This is a genomic window from Stenotrophomonas forensis, assembly GCF_028752115.1.
Taxonomy (GTDB): domain Bacteria; phylum Pseudomonadota; class Gammaproteobacteria; order Xanthomonadales; family Xanthomonadaceae; genus Stenotrophomonas; species Stenotrophomonas forensis.
Genome location: NZ_CP082270.1, coordinates 1,981,453 through 1,995,155 on the forward strand (window position 1 = coordinate 1,981,453; position 13,703 = coordinate 1,995,155).

At 66.6% G+C, this 13,703-nt stretch carries 17 protein-coding genes and 1 other RNA gene; 8 read left to right on the top strand and 10 right to left on the bottom strand.

The window, feature by feature from the left end; genetic code table 11:
- Window positions 1-45: 45 nt before the first annotated feature.
- The 3 genes from K5L94_RS09470 to K5L94_RS09480 all read left to right on the top strand — a co-directional run bounded on the left by K5L94_RS09470 (window position 46) and on the right by K5L94_RS09480 (window position 2,710).
- On the top strand, window positions 46-783 hold the full coding sequence (locus K5L94_RS09470; protein WP_008265682.1) for an SDR family oxidoreductase: 738 nt from the start codon (window positions 46-48) through the stop codon (window positions 781-783).
- The gene (locus K5L94_RS09475) at window positions 777-2,198 is read left to right on the top strand and encodes an efflux transporter outer membrane subunit (protein ID WP_274512490.1); all 1,422 of its coding nucleotides are present in this window, start codon (window positions 777-779) and stop codon (window positions 2,196-2,198) included. Before K5L94_RS09470 ends, K5L94_RS09475 begins: the two co-directional genes overlap by 7 nt.
- A gap of 248 nt (window positions 2,199-2,446) precedes the next feature.
- Complete coding sequence (locus tag K5L94_RS09480) at window positions 2,447-2,710, top strand: hypothetical protein (RefSeq protein ID WP_053510746.1); 264 nt, start codon at window positions 2,447-2,449, stop codon at window positions 2,708-2,710.
- Window positions 2,711-2,729: 19 nt separating this feature from the next.
- On the opposite strand, the gene K5L94_RS09485 is transcribed toward K5L94_RS09480, so the two are convergent.
- From K5L94_RS09485 to K5L94_RS09510, 6 genes are all read right to left on the bottom strand, one after another.
- Window positions 2,730-3,584 (bottom strand): endonuclease/exonuclease/phosphatase family protein, encoded by an 855-nt coding sequence (locus K5L94_RS09485; RefSeq protein WP_053449414.1) that lies wholly within the window; start codon window positions 3,582-3,584, stop codon window positions 2,730-2,732.
- A 156-nt stretch (window positions 3,585-3,740) separates the two neighbouring features.
- The gene (locus K5L94_RS09490; RefSeq protein WP_053451286.1) at window positions 3,741-3,983 is read right to left on the bottom strand and encodes a hypothetical protein; all 243 of its coding nucleotides are present in this window, start codon (window positions 3,981-3,983) and stop codon (window positions 3,741-3,743) included.
- A 130-nt stretch (window positions 3,984-4,113) separates the two neighbouring features.
- On the bottom strand, window positions 4,114-4,347 hold the full coding sequence (locus tag K5L94_RS09495; RefSeq protein ID WP_006433851.1) for a hypothetical protein: 234 nt from the start codon (window positions 4,345-4,347) through the stop codon (window positions 4,114-4,116).
- A gap of 86 nt (window positions 4,348-4,433) precedes the next feature.
- Window positions 4,434-5,138, bottom strand: coding sequence for a PA1136 family autoinducer-binding transcriptional regulator (locus K5L94_RS09500; RefSeq protein ID WP_274512491.1), 705 nt, complete (start codon window positions 5,136-5,138; stop codon window positions 4,434-4,436).
- 5 nt (window positions 5,139-5,143) lie between these two features.
- Window positions 5,144-6,016 carry a glyoxalase III HchA gene (gene hchA / locus K5L94_RS09505; protein ID WP_271260301.1) on the bottom strand — a complete coding sequence of 291 codons (873 nt, stop codon included), beginning with the start codon at window positions 6,014-6,016 and terminating at the stop codon, window positions 5,144-5,146.
- Between the two features lie 84 nt (window positions 6,017-6,100).
- The gene (locus K5L94_RS09510; protein ID WP_274512492.1) at window positions 6,101-8,110 is read right to left on the bottom strand and encodes an esterase/lipase family protein; all 2,010 of its coding nucleotides are present in this window, start codon (window positions 8,108-8,110) and stop codon (window positions 6,101-6,103) included.
- A gap of 153 nt (window positions 8,111-8,263) precedes the next feature.
- Here K5L94_RS09510 and K5L94_RS09515 point away from each other — a divergent pair, with 153 nt between their 5' ends.
- Complete coding sequence (locus K5L94_RS09515) at window positions 8,264-8,725, top strand: methyltransferase family protein (protein WP_053449418.1); 462 nt, start codon at window positions 8,264-8,266, stop codon at window positions 8,723-8,725.
- A gap of 112 nt (window positions 8,726-8,837) precedes the next feature.
- Here the strand turns inward: K5L94_RS09515 and ssrA are convergent.
- Window positions 8,838-9,230: a transfer-messenger RNA gene (ssrA, locus tag K5L94_RS09520) on the bottom strand.
- 219 nt (window positions 9,231-9,449) lie between these two features.
- On the opposite strand from ssrA, the gene K5L94_RS09525 reads away from it, so the two are divergent.
- Window positions 9,450-10,022, top strand: coding sequence for a hypothetical protein (locus tag K5L94_RS09525; protein ID WP_053449486.1), 573 nt, complete (start codon window positions 9,450-9,452; stop codon window positions 10,020-10,022).
- Between the two features lie 117 nt (window positions 10,023-10,139).
- On the opposite strand, the gene smpB is transcribed toward K5L94_RS09525, so the two are convergent.
- Entirely contained in the window at window positions 10,140-10,643 is a 504-nt protein-coding gene (gene smpB / locus K5L94_RS09530) for an SsrA-binding protein SmpB (RefSeq protein WP_040007975.1), read from the bottom strand.
- Window positions 10,644-10,700: 57 nt separating this feature from the next.
- Here smpB and K5L94_RS09535 point away from each other — a divergent pair, with 57 nt between their 5' ends.
- Together K5L94_RS09535 and K5L94_RS09540 are read left to right on the top strand one after the other, a co-directional pair.
- Window positions 10,701-11,126 (top strand): type II toxin-antitoxin system RatA family toxin, encoded by a 426-nt coding sequence (locus tag K5L94_RS09535; RefSeq protein WP_032959119.1) that lies wholly within the window; start codon window positions 10,701-10,703, stop codon window positions 11,124-11,126.
- Window positions 11,127-11,129: 3 nt separating this feature from the next.
- Complete coding sequence (locus K5L94_RS09540; protein WP_008268432.1) at window positions 11,130-11,387, top strand: RnfH family protein; 258 nt, start codon at window positions 11,130-11,132, stop codon at window positions 11,385-11,387.
- Between the two features lie 36 nt (window positions 11,388-11,423).
- On the opposite strand, the gene K5L94_RS09545 is transcribed toward K5L94_RS09540, so the two are convergent.
- Window positions 11,424-11,816, bottom strand: a complete 393-nt coding sequence (locus K5L94_RS09545; protein ID WP_006434042.1) for an outer membrane protein assembly factor BamE — start codon at window positions 11,814-11,816, stop codon at window positions 11,424-11,426.
- A gap of 103 nt (window positions 11,817-11,919) precedes the next feature.
- Between K5L94_RS09545 and fur the strand changes: the two genes are divergently transcribed.
- On the top strand, window positions 11,920-12,327 hold the full coding sequence (gene fur, locus K5L94_RS09550; protein ID WP_005409235.1) for a ferric iron uptake transcriptional regulator: 408 nt from the start codon (window positions 11,920-11,922) through the stop codon (window positions 12,325-12,327).
- Between the two features lie 58 nt (window positions 12,328-12,385).
- Here the strand turns inward: fur and K5L94_RS09555 are convergent, their stop codons facing one another.
- Window positions 12,386-13,630, bottom strand: a complete 1,245-nt coding sequence (locus K5L94_RS09555) for an SGNH/GDSL hydrolase family protein (RefSeq protein ID WP_053449487.1) — start codon at window positions 13,628-13,630, stop codon at window positions 12,386-12,388.
- Window positions 13,631-13,703 lie beyond the last annotated feature (73 nt).

The window sequence follows — 13,703 nt, forward strand, 5'->3', positions numbered from 1 at the left end:
CGGTCAGTGGCCGGCGGCGGCTTTCCCCTCACAAGGCATGAATCCATGAACTCCCATCAGAACAAGATCGCGCTGGTCACCGGCGCTACCCGCGGCATCGGTGCCGAGACCGTGCGCCAGCTGGCGCAGGCCGGCGTGCACACGCTGCTGGCCGGCCGCAAGCGCGAGACCGCCGTGGAGCAGGCACTGAAGCTGCAGGCCGAGGGCCTGCCGGTGGAAGCGATCCAGCTGGACGTGACCGATGCTGCCAGCATCGCCGAGGCGGTCGAGCAGGTGCGCCAGCGCCATGGCCGGCTCGATATCCTGGTCAACAACGCCGGCATCATGATCGAGAACCCGGCGCAGGCTCCCTCGGAACAGTCGCTCGATACCTGGAAGCGCACCTTCGATACCAATGTGTATGCGCTGGTGGCCGTGACCCAGGCGTTCCTGCCGCTGGTCAAGCAGGCCAAGTCCGGTCGCATCGTCAACGTGTCCAGCATGCTCGGCTCGCAGACCCTGCACGCCGACCCGGCGTCGGGCATCTACGACTTCAAGATTCCGGCCTACAACGCCTCCAAGGCGGCGGTGAACAGCTGGACGCTGAGCCTGGCCTACGAACTGCGCAACACCCCGATCAAGGTCAACACCGTGCATCCGGGTTACGTGAAGACCGACATGAACGGTGGCAACGGCGAGATCGAAATCAGCGAAGGCGCACGTTCCAGCGTGGAAATGGCGCTGATCGGCGAATCCGGTGCCAGCGGCAGCTTCACCTACCTGGGCGAGGTGCTGCCATGGTGATCCGCACGTTGGCGATGGCCGTCTCCAGCCTGGTGCTGGCGGGCTGTGTCAGCGTCGGCCCGAACTACAAGGCGCCGGTGCAGGAACCGGTCGTCCTGCAGGGCGCACAGCAGCCGGTGTTCACCAGCACGTCGCCGGTGGCCAGTTGGTGGGCGCAGTTCGATGATCCGGTGCTGGAAGAACTGGTGCATGGCGCACTGTCGGACAACCTCGACCTGCGCGTGGCCGTGGCCCGCGTCAGCCAGGCCCGCGCGGTGTTCGTCGAAAGCCGTTTCGACCAGGCCCCGCACATCACCGCAGGCGGCAGCTACGACCGCCGCAAGCAACCCGATCCGCAGCTGGGTGGGCAGCGGGTGTTCAGTGAAAGCTACCAGCTCGGCTTCGACGCCGGCTGGGAGCTGGATCTGTTCGGCCGCAAGCGCCGCGCTGCAGAAGCCGCGCGTGCCGACCTCGATGCCGAGCAGGCCAACCTGGCCGACGCGCAGGTGCTGGTCGCCGCCGAGGTAGCACGCAACTACTTCGAGCTGCGCGGTACGCAGAAACGCATCGCGGTGGCCCAGCACACCCTGGTCAATCTGCGCGACACGCAGAAGTTGACCGAGGCCCGCTGGGAGCTGGGTGCCGGCAGCGAACTGGACGTGCAGAGCAGCCGTGCCCGCCTGAAGGCGATCGAGGCCGACATTCCGCTGCTGGAAGTGGCCGAGACGCAGTCGCGCAACCGCTTGGCGGTGCTGCTTGGCCAGCGCCCGGAAGTGCTCACCGCGATGCTCGCACCGCATGAGGTGCCGGCGTTCGCCAAGGCCCTGCCGCTGGGCGATACCCGCGAGCTGCTGCGCCAACGCGCAGACGTGCGGGTGGCCGAACGTCGACTGGCGGCGGCGACCGCACGCGTCGGCGTGGCCACCGCCGATCTGTTCCCGCGGCTGTCGCTGTCCGGTTTCGTCGGCTTCCTTGGTGGCGATGCCAGCGGCCTGGTCAACGGCAACAACAAGGCCTGGTCGCTGACCCCGTCGCTGAGCTGGGCGGCCTTCGATTTCGGCACCGTGCGTGCACGCCTGCGTGCCAGCAAGGCCGAGGCCGAAGGTGTGGCCGCGCAGTATGAGCAGGCGGTGCTGCTGGCGCTGGAAGACACCGAGAACGCGCTGACCCGCTACTCCAAGCAGCAGGCGCGGCTGGCGATCGTGGTCGAGCAGGCGCAGGCGGCACGACGTGCCGAATCGCTTGCACAGATCCGCTATCGCGAGGGATCGGAGGACTTCCTGACCCTGCTGGACGCGCAGCGCACGCAGCTGGCCGCCGACGATGCATTGGCCGCGGCCGAGGCAGAAGTGAATGTCAGCGTGGTGGGTGTGTACAAGGCACTGGGCGGCTGGGGACAGTCGCCGCAGCCGCCCAGCGTGGCGCAGCTGCAGTAACCCCGAGGGGACGGAGGCGGTAGCGTCCGTCCCCTTCTTGTTTCAGGGCCGTTGATCGGCCCCCCGCCATCGTGCCGCCTTCTCCGGCAGCCAGCGCCTGGCAGTGGATGATGAATCCGCAGTTCGGCAACCGGGGCAGGGAAGCACCGTGCAGGCTGTGCACGTTGTCACAGTCATGACGTTTCTGACTCTGCCGGAAGCCGTGTCCGCCGTGTAACTAGTGGGACAGGCTCTTGGGAGGACAGGTGATGACCGATGGCAAACACGATACCCAGCGCAGGTTGTTCGGAGATCCGGGGCCACCCGGCGCGGGGCTTTCGGTGGCGGTGGTGGTACTGATGGTGCTCGCGTCGATGGCGGCTGCGATCGGGTTCATACGGCTGCCGGATCCGCTGCTCGGCCTGGGGCTGATCGGCGTGTCCGTGTTTCTGGCCGTCGGTGCCCGCATCTGCCAGGCACGCGACCAGCATCAGGCACTGTACCGCCTGCTGTCACGGCAGCCGCCGCCGTAGCCGCGGCGGCCGTGCAGGTTCAGCGCTTCGGCCAGTCCAGCTCGACCACCAGCGGGAAATGATCCGACGGCAGCACGCCGTCGATGCGGCGGTCGTCGGTAAGGAAACTGCGTGCATGGAAGCCGCGCACCAGCACCCAGTCCAGCTGTGCGGTGGCGTTGCCGGTGAAATCATGGAAGGTCAGGCGCGGGCCCTGCGGTGCCTTCACCTGGGGGCGGGTGTCCTCCAGCACGTGGGTGAACGCTTTGTAGGTATCGCCGCCGGGTTCGCTGTTGAAGTCGCCGGTCAGCACCACCGGCAGGTCGGCCGGCAGGGTGGCCAGGCGCTTGCCGATCAGCTCGGCACCCTTCACCCGGCGCGGTTCGTCCTCGTCGCGGTAGGGCAGGTGGGTATCCATGAAGTAGAAGCGACGACCATCCTCCAGGCGCCGGAACAGCGCCCAGGTGACCATGCGCGGATACAGGTTGCCCCAGGTGATGCTGCCGGGCACGTCCGGCGTATCGGACAACCAGAAGTTGCCGGACGCCTCGATGGCCAGCACCTTGCTGTCGTAGAACACGCCCATGTGCTCGTCGCCGCTGCCACCCCGGCGGCCTTCGCCGAACCAGCGGTAGCCGGGCAGGTGCTCGGACAGGTAATCGGCCTGTTCCTTCACCAGTTCCTGGGTGCCGATCACCGCCGGGTGCGCATCGAGGATGACCTTGACCATCGCATCGCGACGGTCCGGCCAGCGCTTGCCAGGCTCGGTATCGGCCGGGGTGCGGACATTGAACGACATCACTTTCAGCGGCGCAGGCGTGGCCGCGCAAGCGAAGACAGGCAGAGCAAGTGCCAGCAGCGCGCACAGCGCCCGGCGATGGAAACGCGGCAACATCGTGGAATCCCTCCATTCCATGAAAACGATTTCACGGAGCATGCCATGGAAGGCGAGGGTAGCGGTATGCCGGGATGGGCGGATGGCAGGTGCCGGGCGGGCGGTGAACGCGTCGCCCGGCGGATCGCGTGAGCGCGATCAGGAGATCACGGGTGCTCAGTCGGCGGGCAGGTACCACTGGCCATTCTGGTCAATCCAGTACACCCGGATGTAGGGAGTGCCGTCCTCTTCGAAGTACGTCACTTCGCAACGCTGATGGTAGTAGGGCCCCATCTTGACCCGGACGCAGTTCGTGTTCTCCGGACCACCGCCACCACCGCTGGCGGCGGCCTGGGACGGCGAGGAGAGAGCTCCAACGGCAAGCATCAGTGCGGCCATCGAGGCCAGGTGCAATTTCATGGTCATCATCCTTGTGTCTGCAATCGCGCATCTGCGCGTTGTCGTGCAACGTCCCGCGCGACGCCAGGCTGACGTGCGGGAGTTGCTGCATGCGCGCCGGCCCATGGGCGACCCGGCGCATTTCCCCGGCTCAGTCGCGCAGGTAGGGGTTGCCGTACTCGTCGATCCAATATTCGGCTGTGTAGACGTTGCCGAATTCATCGGTGTAGGTTTCCGTGCAGTGGTGGTGGACGCGGTTGCGGTCCACATTCACCGGCACACAGGAAACATTTTCTCTCGGGACCCCTGTGTTGGCGTCCGCCACCGGTGCCAGGGTTGCAGTGGCTACCACCAACGCGGCCATTGCGGCCAGTTGCAGTTTCATAAGCATCATCCTTGCTTCTGCAATCGCGCACATGCGCACGGGGTGTGTATCACGCGAACCCGACCATCGGAAGTGCCTCGCTGCGATCAGTCCTCGATCTCACCACGACGAGTTGCAGCGCGTACCGCCTGCGCGGTAGTCGCAACACCGAGGCGCTGGCGTGCATGGCGCAGGTGGTTTTCCACGGTGCGTGCGGAAAGCCCGAGCGTGGCGGCAATTTCCGCCTGGCGACGCCCGGCAGCCACCCAGCGCAGCACCTCGCGCTCGCGCGTGCTCAGCAGGCTTCCGGAAAGTTCTGCAGGAACTTCAGCCAGACCGCACGCGGCGCGGAATGCTGCGGTTGCAGCAGCCTCCAGCTGCAGGCGTGCGCTGGCGGATGCATCGATGGAGGTGCCTGCGAAACTGATCGCACCCTCCAGCCCGGTGGTACCGAACACCGGCACCTGCAGGCCATGCAGGCCTTCGCCACGCGGTTGCTTCACCACCTGGTAGCGCTCACCGCGCAGCCCTTGGCGTTTGCTCCAGAAGAACGGCGCGTCGCTGTCCAGCACATGGCGATTGACCGGGCAGGCATGCAGATAGCGGGCGAGGTCGGCATCGCCGCTCTCGCCGAGCCAGTCGCCGTTGATCCAGTACACGCGCTGCGTGCCGCGCTCCAGTCCGGTGCCGGTGGCGAACACCAGCACGCGGTCGTAGCCGAGCGGTGCGGCGATGCTGCGCAGTACCGCGCCCACCGCGTCCAGTGAGCGGGCGCGTTCCAGCTCCAGCAACACCTGCACCAGCGCGGTCATCCGGATCAGCGCCCGGCCAGTGCGTCGAGCAGGGTGCGTGCAGCCAGCTTGCCGAGCGCATTGCCCGCCAGCGGGCTGTCGCCGGTCAGCAGCAGGCGATCCTGCAGCACGCTGCCATCGATGCCCTCGTTGACGATCTGCACACCCTGCTGCGCCAGCCGCTCACCGAAGAACCACTGCAGCTGGCCCGGCATGTAGCCGATCTCCGGTGTCTGCCGGTCCATTGCATCGGGGAAGGCGCAGATGCGGTAGCCGCGGAACAGCGAGCCGCCATCGGCTTCGTCGACGCCTGCGGCCAGCAATGCCGCAGGGCCGTGGCAGAGGGTGATGATGTGGCGTTGCTCGGCCATCGCCCAATGCAGCACTGCTTTCACCGCGCGGCTCTGCGGCAGCCCGATCAGCGCGCCATGGCCGCCGGGAATGAACACCGCCGCATAGTCCGAACCAGCCCCCAGTGCGGCCACGACGTCGTCCAGCGCCAGCGGCTGGCGGAAGCGTTCTTCATAGCGTTCGTACAGCCCGCCGATCTCCTTGTCCTCGCGCGGGAAGGCCCACCATTCGAACTTGGCGGCGTTGCCCGACAGCGTGGCCACGTCGATGTCGAAGCCGGCCTTGTCCAGGTGATACATCGGCAGCAGGGTTTCCACCGGATGGTTGCCGGTGGAGAACAGATGGCCGTTGGCGGTAGGCAGGTAGCGCTCGTCGGCGGCGATCATCAGCACCTTCCAGCGACCATCACGGCGTGCGTCTGGATAGTCGGCACCGGACAGGTTGCTCTTCGGCGACGTGAACTGCGACAGCGAGTACGGCGAGGGGAAGAAGGCATCGCGCTCGGCCGGATCGGGGCTGGGCTGGCGACTGGGCTCTTGCGTGTTCATGCGGACCTCCTGCGGGGAACGTAAGGCCAGCATAGAAGCGTGGATGCGCACGCGCGATGAGGGATTTCCCTCAATCGCCCGAGGCTATCTGGCTGCTGCCCCGTGCTGCTGCATGTCCTCGTGCAGGATCCGCCGCAGCTCGATGATCGCGGGCGTGGCTTCCTGCACACTGTGCCCGGACACGATCACCTTCTCCGACACGGCGTTGGGCAGGTGCGAGCTCCAATACGGCACCAGCCCGTCATCGGTCTTTTCCAACGGCCCGTCGGCCTTGGCGCGGGCGACGATCGAGTGGTACTGCACCTTGGGCGCCATCGGCAGGTCAGCCACGGCGCGGACGAACGCGTCGTCCTTGTCCAGGTTCTGGATGCTGTTCATCTGGTAGCCGTGCTTGCCATCGTTGCGGTCGACCTGGCCATCGTTGGCGATGGTGGCGACATCCTCCAGCACGGTCAGCGGCAGCCGCACCAGGCGACCGATCCAGCGACCCAGGCGGGTGCCGGCGACGTCGGTGCCACGGTGCGGCGTGGCGATGAACACCACGCGCGACACTTCCGGTTCCGGCAGGAAGGTCAGTACCGGCGCCCCGCGGGTGCGCAGCAGTTCGCGCTGCGCCGGTGTCATCTGCGCAGTGGCCAGCAGGGTATCGACCAGGTGGTCGCCGGACGACGAGACCATAAGCCGCGCGATCACCCCGCCCATGCTGTGCCCGACCAGCACCATGTCATGCGAGGCCTGCGCCTTTCCGCTGGGGTCGAAGTGCCTGAACACGTCGGCCAGCGTGTGGCGCATCGCATCGTGGCTCATCGCGATGGGCATGTTGGTCGGGTAGTAGAACTGCCAGATCTGGAAATCCTGGCGGATCTCGTCGTCGCGCATCAGCTCGTTGGCAACGTTGACCCAGGCTTCCGGGCTGCTGGCCAGGCCATGGATCATCAGCAGCACGCGCCGGTTCGGATCGTAGGGCTGCATCATGTACAGGTGCGGCGTGTCGATGCCGCCCTTGCCGCCGAACAGCGAGCGCAGCGACTGGTGGCTGAAGTTGGATCTCGCCAGCCACAGCGCGTAGCCGGCGGTGAAGTTCGCCGCCAGCGGTACCTCCTGCCCGTGCAGGGTGACTTCGGTGACCTGGTAGGGATCGTGGATCTCCAGTTCCGGCTCGTCGTCGTGCAGCACTTCCCATAGATTCTTTCCGGAGAAGCGCAGCAGCACCGTCATCGACGGCGAAGGCATCTCGCTCCAGCTCTGCGTGGTCGCAGCGGTGGCGTGCGCGGTGGGTGCCGAGGTGGCGATGGTACTTGCCGGATCATCCATGACCGCCACCAGTTCCGCACCGAAGCCGTCGCGGCGGTGCACGCTGCGCAGCGTGCCAGTGAATGACAGCGAAGCGGCCGGCACCAGTTCGGTCGGCGTGCGCGTGTCCAGCGGCGACGCCTCGGTGGAAGGCGCCAGCACGAAGGTCCAGCGGCCCAGCTGGAAATGACTGGCCTCACTGTGCACCCGGCCGGTCGCGTAGGCGTTGTACAACTGCACCGAGGCTTCCTGCACCGCCAGGTTGTAGTAGTCGCGCACCTGGGTCTGGCGGTCTTCGAAGCCGCGCTGGTTGGCGGTGCGTTCGGTGAAGAACAGATAGGCATAGGCCTGGCGTGCGACCTGCATCCACGCGTCCAGGCGCGGCTGGAAGTCGGCGTCCAGTTCGGTGATCGCGGTCTTGGCGCGGCCCGACGCGGAGTACTCGCGCTTGGGGGCGGGCAGGGTCATTGCGTACTGTAGCCACAGTTCGGCCAGGCTCGAACGCTTGTCTTCCTCGCGTACCACGATGCTGCCTTCCATCGCCTCGATGCAGGGCCGACCGGGCTTGGCACAGACGCCCTCGTCGAGGCCGGCCACGCGCAGGGTCTCGGTGGTTGCCGCGCTGAGCTTGCCGGAGGTGAGGATGTCGCCGCGCTTGAGCGCGATGTACTGCCCCGGCGTGACCGAGGCGACCTGTACCGACGGCCCGAACTGGCGCAACGTCGCGCAGCCGCCCAAGGTGAGCAGCACGGTGATGATGAGGGTCGTGCGGCCGATGAAGCCCAAGCCCGTGGTAGCCATACGATCCTCCTGCGCGGTGGCGCCACTCTAGCGTCCGGCCTGTCAAAGCGGAAGATACCGGGCGGTCGGTTTGTGCCTTGAAACCACCGCCATGCAAGCGATTCAGGCATTCGCATGTGACACTGGGGTGAATGGAGGCACACAAGGACGGCGATGCGTTGGCTTGAGACACGGATTCCACCACCGCTGGTGATGCTGCTGTGCGGTGGCATCGGCTACCTGGCCAGCCGCCTGGCAGCGGACCTGGTGTTGCCATTGCCGATGCCGGCGCTGCTTGCAGGTGCTCTGCTGACGCTCGGTGTGACGCTGAACCTGCTGCCGAAGCTGGCCTTCCGCTGTGCGCGCACCACGGTCAATCCGCTGCGCCCGTCGGCCTCGAGCGCGCTGGTCACGCACGGGGTATACCGCTACACACGCAATCCGATGTATCTCGGTCAGGCGATCGTTCTGACTGGTGCCGTGCTGTACCTGCAGAACCCGGTCGCGTGGCTGGCCGTGCCGCTGTTCGTGCTGTACATCACCCGGTTGCAGATCGTGCCGGAAGAGCGGGTGCTGTCGGCTCGTTTTCCCGAAGCGTATGCGCTGTTCCGCCAACGCGTACGGCGTTGGCTGTAGCGCGGGCCGGGTGGTCACGCGGCACGCTGCCTGCACGAAAAACAGGCACAAAAAAGCCGGAACCCCGTTGATGGAAGTTCCGGCTTCTTGTGGCCTCGACAGGCCATACAGATGGTGGAGGTGGGCGGAATTGAACCGCCGTCCGAAGGCACTCCATCCCCAGCACTACATGCTTAGCTCGCCGTTAAATCTCGTCCCCGAACAGCACGGCGTGCAAAGCGCATCCGGGAACCAGCCTGTTGTGTTCTAGTGCCGGACTGACAGGCAGCCGCCCAGCGCGATTCCATGATAATGACTCTACGCTGCGAGCATGGACACAAGCAGTTTCGAGGCTCCGCCTAAGTCGGCAGAAGGTCACGCACCGCAGTTTTTAGGCTGCGAGAGCGACCGGAGCGTAGTTGTCGTCGTTGGCAACTAGAGTTTTGCAGCTGGATTTACGAGGAAAGCTACCCCCTCGGCATGCGCCAGGCGACTTCACAACCCCCGTCGAAACCAATGCACCCCCGGTTTCTACAGTGCTGCAAGGTACAGGGCCAATTCCGTGTCGCCACGGTCAGGGCCTGCCCAACGTTGGCAATGCTACGGCAAAACAGCTGAACAGTCACCTTGGCAATCCTCAGGAAGTTGTAGTGCGGCTGGCATAGCGGATTGGTAACTTCATTGGCACGAATTTGCGACACACTGGCGACGACCATCCAGGCTAGAGCAGACACGGAGACGGTGGGTGACTGAGGCAAGCCAACAACGCAGCCTGCGACAGCTGGTCGGACCGGTCGGTGCCGATTATCAGCGGCGCGCGCTGCCCCCCGGCTGGGTCTGGGCGCTGCTGGGGCTGCTGCTCGCAGCCACCTGGCTGACCGAGCTGCCGGCAACGGCGGCGGCGGCGCTGGTGGCCAGCGCGGTGGTGGTGCACTGGGCGCAGCGCGGTCGCATCCATTGGTTGGGGTGGCGGCTGCCGGGCCTGGCGGTGCTGGCGGCCCTGCTGTGGGGGCCGGAGGTGTTGTCGCAGTGGTTCGAGCACGGCCTGGCCGTGGTGCTGATGTCGCTGGCCAGTTTGAGCATCGGCGTGCATGTGTGGCAGTCGAGGCAGGTCGCCAGGCAGCTGCAGGTCGCGGCCGACGCGCTGGACGATGCGCAGTTGCTGGCGCTGCTGCCACCCGATGCGGCGCAGCTGGCACAGCGGTGGCGCGCGGGCGATGAGCGCCACGCGCCGGAACTGGCGGTGGTGATGCACCTGGCGGTGATGCACGCGGCGCTGGTACCGCGGATGCGGAAGCTGGGCGCGCTGGCCGGTTGAGCCGCTTGTAGAGTCGAGCCTGCTCGACTGATTCTTGTCCAAGCCGAGCATGGCCCGGCTCTACAGAAGGCCAAAGCAGTCGAGCAAGCTCGACTCTACAGGGGCATGCGCAACCGCTTACGCGTCGCGGTTGCCGCGACGCATCACGCGCTGCTTCTCGATCGCCCAGTCGCGGTCCTTGGCGGCATCGCGCTTGTCGTGGGTCTGCTTGCCCTTGGCCAGCGCGACTTCGAGCTTGATCTTGTTCTTGCTCCAGTACATCGCGGTGGGCACGATCGTGTAGCCATCGCGCTCGACCTTGCCAACCAGCTTGTCGATCTCGCTCCGGTGCAGCAGCAGCTTGCGCTCGCGCCGGTCGTTGGCCACCACATGGGTCGAGGCCTGGATCAACGGGGTGATCTGCGCGCCGATCAGGAAGATCTCTCCATCCTTGACGTAGGCGTAGGCGTCGACGATGTTGCCGCGGCCGGCACGGATCGATTTCACTTCCCAGCCCTGCAGGGCCAGGCCGGCTTCGAAGCGATCCTCGATGTGGTACTCGTGGCGGGCACGCTTGTTCAGCGCGATGGTCTTGTTGGCCGTCGCGCTCTTTGCTTTATCCTTGCCGCTGTTCTTGCTCATTTCCGTATTGTCTCCGATTCGGGCCCGCCCGGTCGATTGCCGAAACGTCCTGTATTCATGCCTACTATCCGCCGCAGCGCCCTGGTCGAACATTCGGCCGCGCGCATGTTCGACCTGGTCAACGATGTCCAGGCCTATCCGCGCCGTTTCCGCTGGTGTTCGGCCGCCCAGATCCTGGAGCAGGGCGAAGACCGGCTGGTGGCGCGCCTGGACCTGGGCCTGGGCTCGTTCAGCACCTGGTTCCAGACCGAAAACACCCTGCAGCGCCCGCACAGCATCGACATGCAGCTGCGCGATGGCCCGTTCAAGCAACTGCACGGCCGCTGGGAATTCCATGCGCTGGCCGAAGATGCCTGCAAGGTCACCCTGACCCTGGAGTTCGAGCCCAGTTCGCGCCTGCTGGGCCCGGCCCTGGCGATCGGCTTCCAGGGGCTGGCCGATCGGATGGTCAACGATTTCGTCCGCGTCGCCGACGAGGGCTGAGCGATGATCGAGGTCGAGGTGGTGCTGGCCTGGCCGCAGCGGGTGCTGTCGCGCCGGCTGCAGCTGGAAGAGGGCGCGACCGTGGCCGATGCCATTGCCGCCGCCGCGCTGGACGGCACTGCCGGATGCCCGGCAGTGGCGGTGCATGGCGTGCTGGCGCGCCCGCAGCAGGTGTTGCAGGAAGGCGACCGCATCGAGCTGCTACGCCCGTTGCTGGCCGACCCCAAGGACAACCGCCGGCGGCGCGCGCTCGGCGGTTGATGCCCGCGACCCGTCCGAGTGGACGGGCAGGGCGCCTCAGCGGCCCTTCTTCTTCTTGTCCTTCGGCAGGTTGCGGCCGAACTGGCGCACGGTCTGCTGGGCCAGGGCCTTGTCGTTGCCCGGGAAGTAGTCGCCTTCCCAGCGGGTCACGGTGTCGTTGTCGAAGAACACGACGAAATTCTTCACCTCGGTACGGCCCAGGCGGTTCACGCGCTGGCTGGAGGTGTAGTCCCAGCGCTGGGCGTGGAACGGGTCGGGGATGGACGGGGTGCCCAGCAGCGCGGTGACCTGCTGCTTGCTCTGCCCGACCTGCAGCTTGGCCACGGCATCTTCCCGGATCAGGTTGCCCTGATAGATGGGTTGCTTGTAGATGATGCCGCACCCGGTGGTGGACAGGGCGACGGCGGCGACCAACAGGAGATTGCGCATCGGGACTGGCGGTTGGGGAAATCAAACCGATGATACACTCCCGGCGTGCCACCGCGACCCAATCCGAGGCAGCTGGCGCTAAATCGCCAATGAACGGAGACCTATGGAAACCCACGACCTGCGTAAAGTCGGCCTGAAGGTGACCCATCCGCGGATGCGGATCCTGGCGCTGCTCGAGCAGCGCAATGCCCAGCACCACATGACCGCCGAAGACATCTACCGCCAGCTGCTGGAGCATGGTGACGAGATCGGCCTGGCCACGGTCTACCGGGTGCTGACCCAGTTCGAGGCTGCCGGCCTCGTGCTCAAGCACAATTTCGAAGGCGGCCAGGCCGTCTACGAGCTGGACCGCGGCGGCCACCACGACCACATGGTCGACGTGGACAGCGGCAAGATCATCGAGTTTGAAAGCCACGAGATCGAAGAGCTGCAGCGCAAGATCGCGGCCGATCACGGCTACGAGCTGGAAGAGCACTCGCTGGTGCTGTACGTGCGCAAGAAGCGCAAGTAAGCCGTTCCGGCCAGCCGGACGCGACAGAACCCCGGGCTTGCCCGGGGTTTTTCGTTGTTCACAGTAGATCCACGCCATGCGTGGACGGCCCCATCAGCACCTCCAGATCCACCGCCTCGGCCATCGCCTGGTTGCCGGCATCGCCCGGATGCAGGTGGTCGCCGGAGTCGTAGGCGGCGGCCATCCGTGACGGATCGGCCGGGTCGCGCAGGGCCGTGTCCAGATCGATCACCGCGTCGAACGGGCTGCGTGTGCGCAGCCAGGTGTTGAGCTGTTGGCGCAGCGCCTCCTTGCCGGGCTGGTAGTAGTCGTCCAGCGGCGTGCCGGGCAGGGCGCCGGCGAAGGGCGGCAGGGTGGCGCCCAGGATGCGCAGTCCGCGCCGATGGGCCTGTTCGGCCAGCGCCCGATAGCCGTCCTGCAGCTCGGCCAGCGTAGGACGCGCCTGTTGCCGGACGAAGGCGGTGCCGGGCCAGCTGATGTCGTTGATGCCGATCAGCACGATCACGCTGGCCACGCCGGGCTGATCCAATGCATCGCGCTGCAGGCGGGCCAGAACCGACTCGCCCATGCCGTCACGCAGCAGCCGGCCGCCGGAGATGCCAGCGTTGACCACCGCGACGCCTCGGGGTGCCAGCCGCGCGGCCAGATGGTCGGTCCAGCGCTGGTCCTGGTCGAGGCTGGCGGTGGCGCCGTCAGTGATCGAGTCGCCGATCACCACCACGCTGCGTGCGCCGGGTGCGGCCTCGACTTCAATCCCGGTCAGGAACAGGCGTGCGGTGGTGGGGGTGGCTCGATCCAGGTCGCGCGCCAGGCTCTGGTTGCCGCCGGCGATCCAACTGGTCTGGCGGCCGTCCCAGTGGAAGGTCTGCAGCGGCGTCGGCCCCGGCACGAAAACGCTGACCTGCAGGGCCTGCTGATTGCCGGTGGGCAGTGCCAGCGGATCGCTCAGCCGTTCCTGGCCCGCGCCGATCAGCACGCCGGGCTGGCCGTCGAAGTGGAGCGGCCGTGGTGCCGCGCCCGGTCGTGCGGCCACGCTGGCCGCTCCTATCCGCAGCGGCTGCGTGCCGTAGGCATTGCTCAACCTTACCCGCAGGCGCGGCCCGCCCAGGCTGATGCGCGCGGCCTGGCGGAAGGTCTGGTCGTGCAGCGATGCCGGGATCAGGGCCGGGAACAGGAAGTCTGCGCCCCACACCGGTTGCGGGCTGGCCTGCCAGCTGGCCACCCAGTGCGGGGCAGGGGTTGCGCTGGCGGCGCCGGACAGGGCGAGCAGGGTGCTTGCAGCGAGCTTGCGGAGGCGGTCCATGGAGCGATTCCGGGGAAAGGAGCCGCCATGGTGATTCCGCCCTCATCTGTGAACTAGACTGCGCATGGACAAT

Bases quoted from the DNA above. Each gene is read 5' to 3' on its own strand.
- K5L94_RS09470 (WP_008265682.1), top strand. From the start codon at position 46: ATGAACTCCCATCAGAACAAGATCGCGCTGGTCACCGGCGCTACCCGC.
- K5L94_RS09475 (WP_274512490.1), top strand. From the start codon at position 777: ATGGTGATCCGCACGTTGGCGATGGCCGTCTCCAGCCTGGTGCTGGCG.
- K5L94_RS09480 (WP_053510746.1), top strand. From the start codon at position 2,447: ATGACCGATGGCAAACACGATACCCAGCGCAGGTTGTTCGGAGATCCG.
- K5L94_RS09485 (WP_053449414.1), bottom strand. From the start codon at position 3,584: ATGTTGCCGCGTTTCCATCGCCGGGCGCTGTGCGCGCTGCTGGCACTT.
- K5L94_RS09490 (WP_053451286.1), bottom strand. From the start codon at position 3,983: ATGAAATTGCACCTGGCCTCGATGGCCGCACTGATGCTTGCCGTTGGA.
- K5L94_RS09495 (WP_006433851.1), bottom strand. From the start codon at position 4,347: ATGAAACTGCAACTGGCCGCAATGGCCGCGTTGGTGGTAGCCACTGCA.
- K5L94_RS09500 (WP_274512491.1), bottom strand. From the start codon at position 5,138: ATGACCGCGCTGGTGCAGGTGTTGCTGGAGCTGGAACGCGCCCGCTCA.
- hchA (WP_271260301.1), bottom strand. From the start codon at position 6,016: ATGAACACGCAAGAGCCCAGTCGCCAGCCCAGCCCCGATCCGGCCGAG.
- K5L94_RS09510 (WP_274512492.1), bottom strand. From the start codon at position 8,110: ATGGCTACCACGGGCTTGGGCTTCATCGGCCGCACGACCCTCATCATC.
- K5L94_RS09515 (WP_053449418.1), top strand. From the start codon at position 8,264: ATGCGTTGGCTTGAGACACGGATTCCACCACCGCTGGTGATGCTGCTG.
- smpB (WP_040007975.1), bottom strand. From the start codon at position 10,643: ATGAGCAAGAACAGCGGCAAGGATAAAGCAAAGAGCGCGACGGCCAAC.
- K5L94_RS09535 (WP_032959119.1), top strand. From the start codon at position 10,701: ATGCCTACTATCCGCCGCAGCGCCCTGGTCGAACATTCGGCCGCGCGC.
- K5L94_RS09540 (WP_008268432.1), top strand. From the start codon at position 11,130: ATGATCGAGGTCGAGGTGGTGCTGGCCTGGCCGCAGCGGGTGCTGTCG.
- K5L94_RS09545 (WP_006434042.1), bottom strand. From the start codon at position 11,816: ATGCGCAATCTCCTGTTGGTCGCCGCCGTCGCCCTGTCCACCACCGGG.
- fur (WP_005409235.1), top strand. From the start codon at position 11,920: ATGGAAACCCACGACCTGCGTAAAGTCGGCCTGAAGGTGACCCATCCG.
- K5L94_RS09555 (WP_053449487.1), bottom strand. From the start codon at position 13,630: ATGGACCGCCTCCGCAAGCTCGCTGCAAGCACCCTGCTCGCCCTGTCC.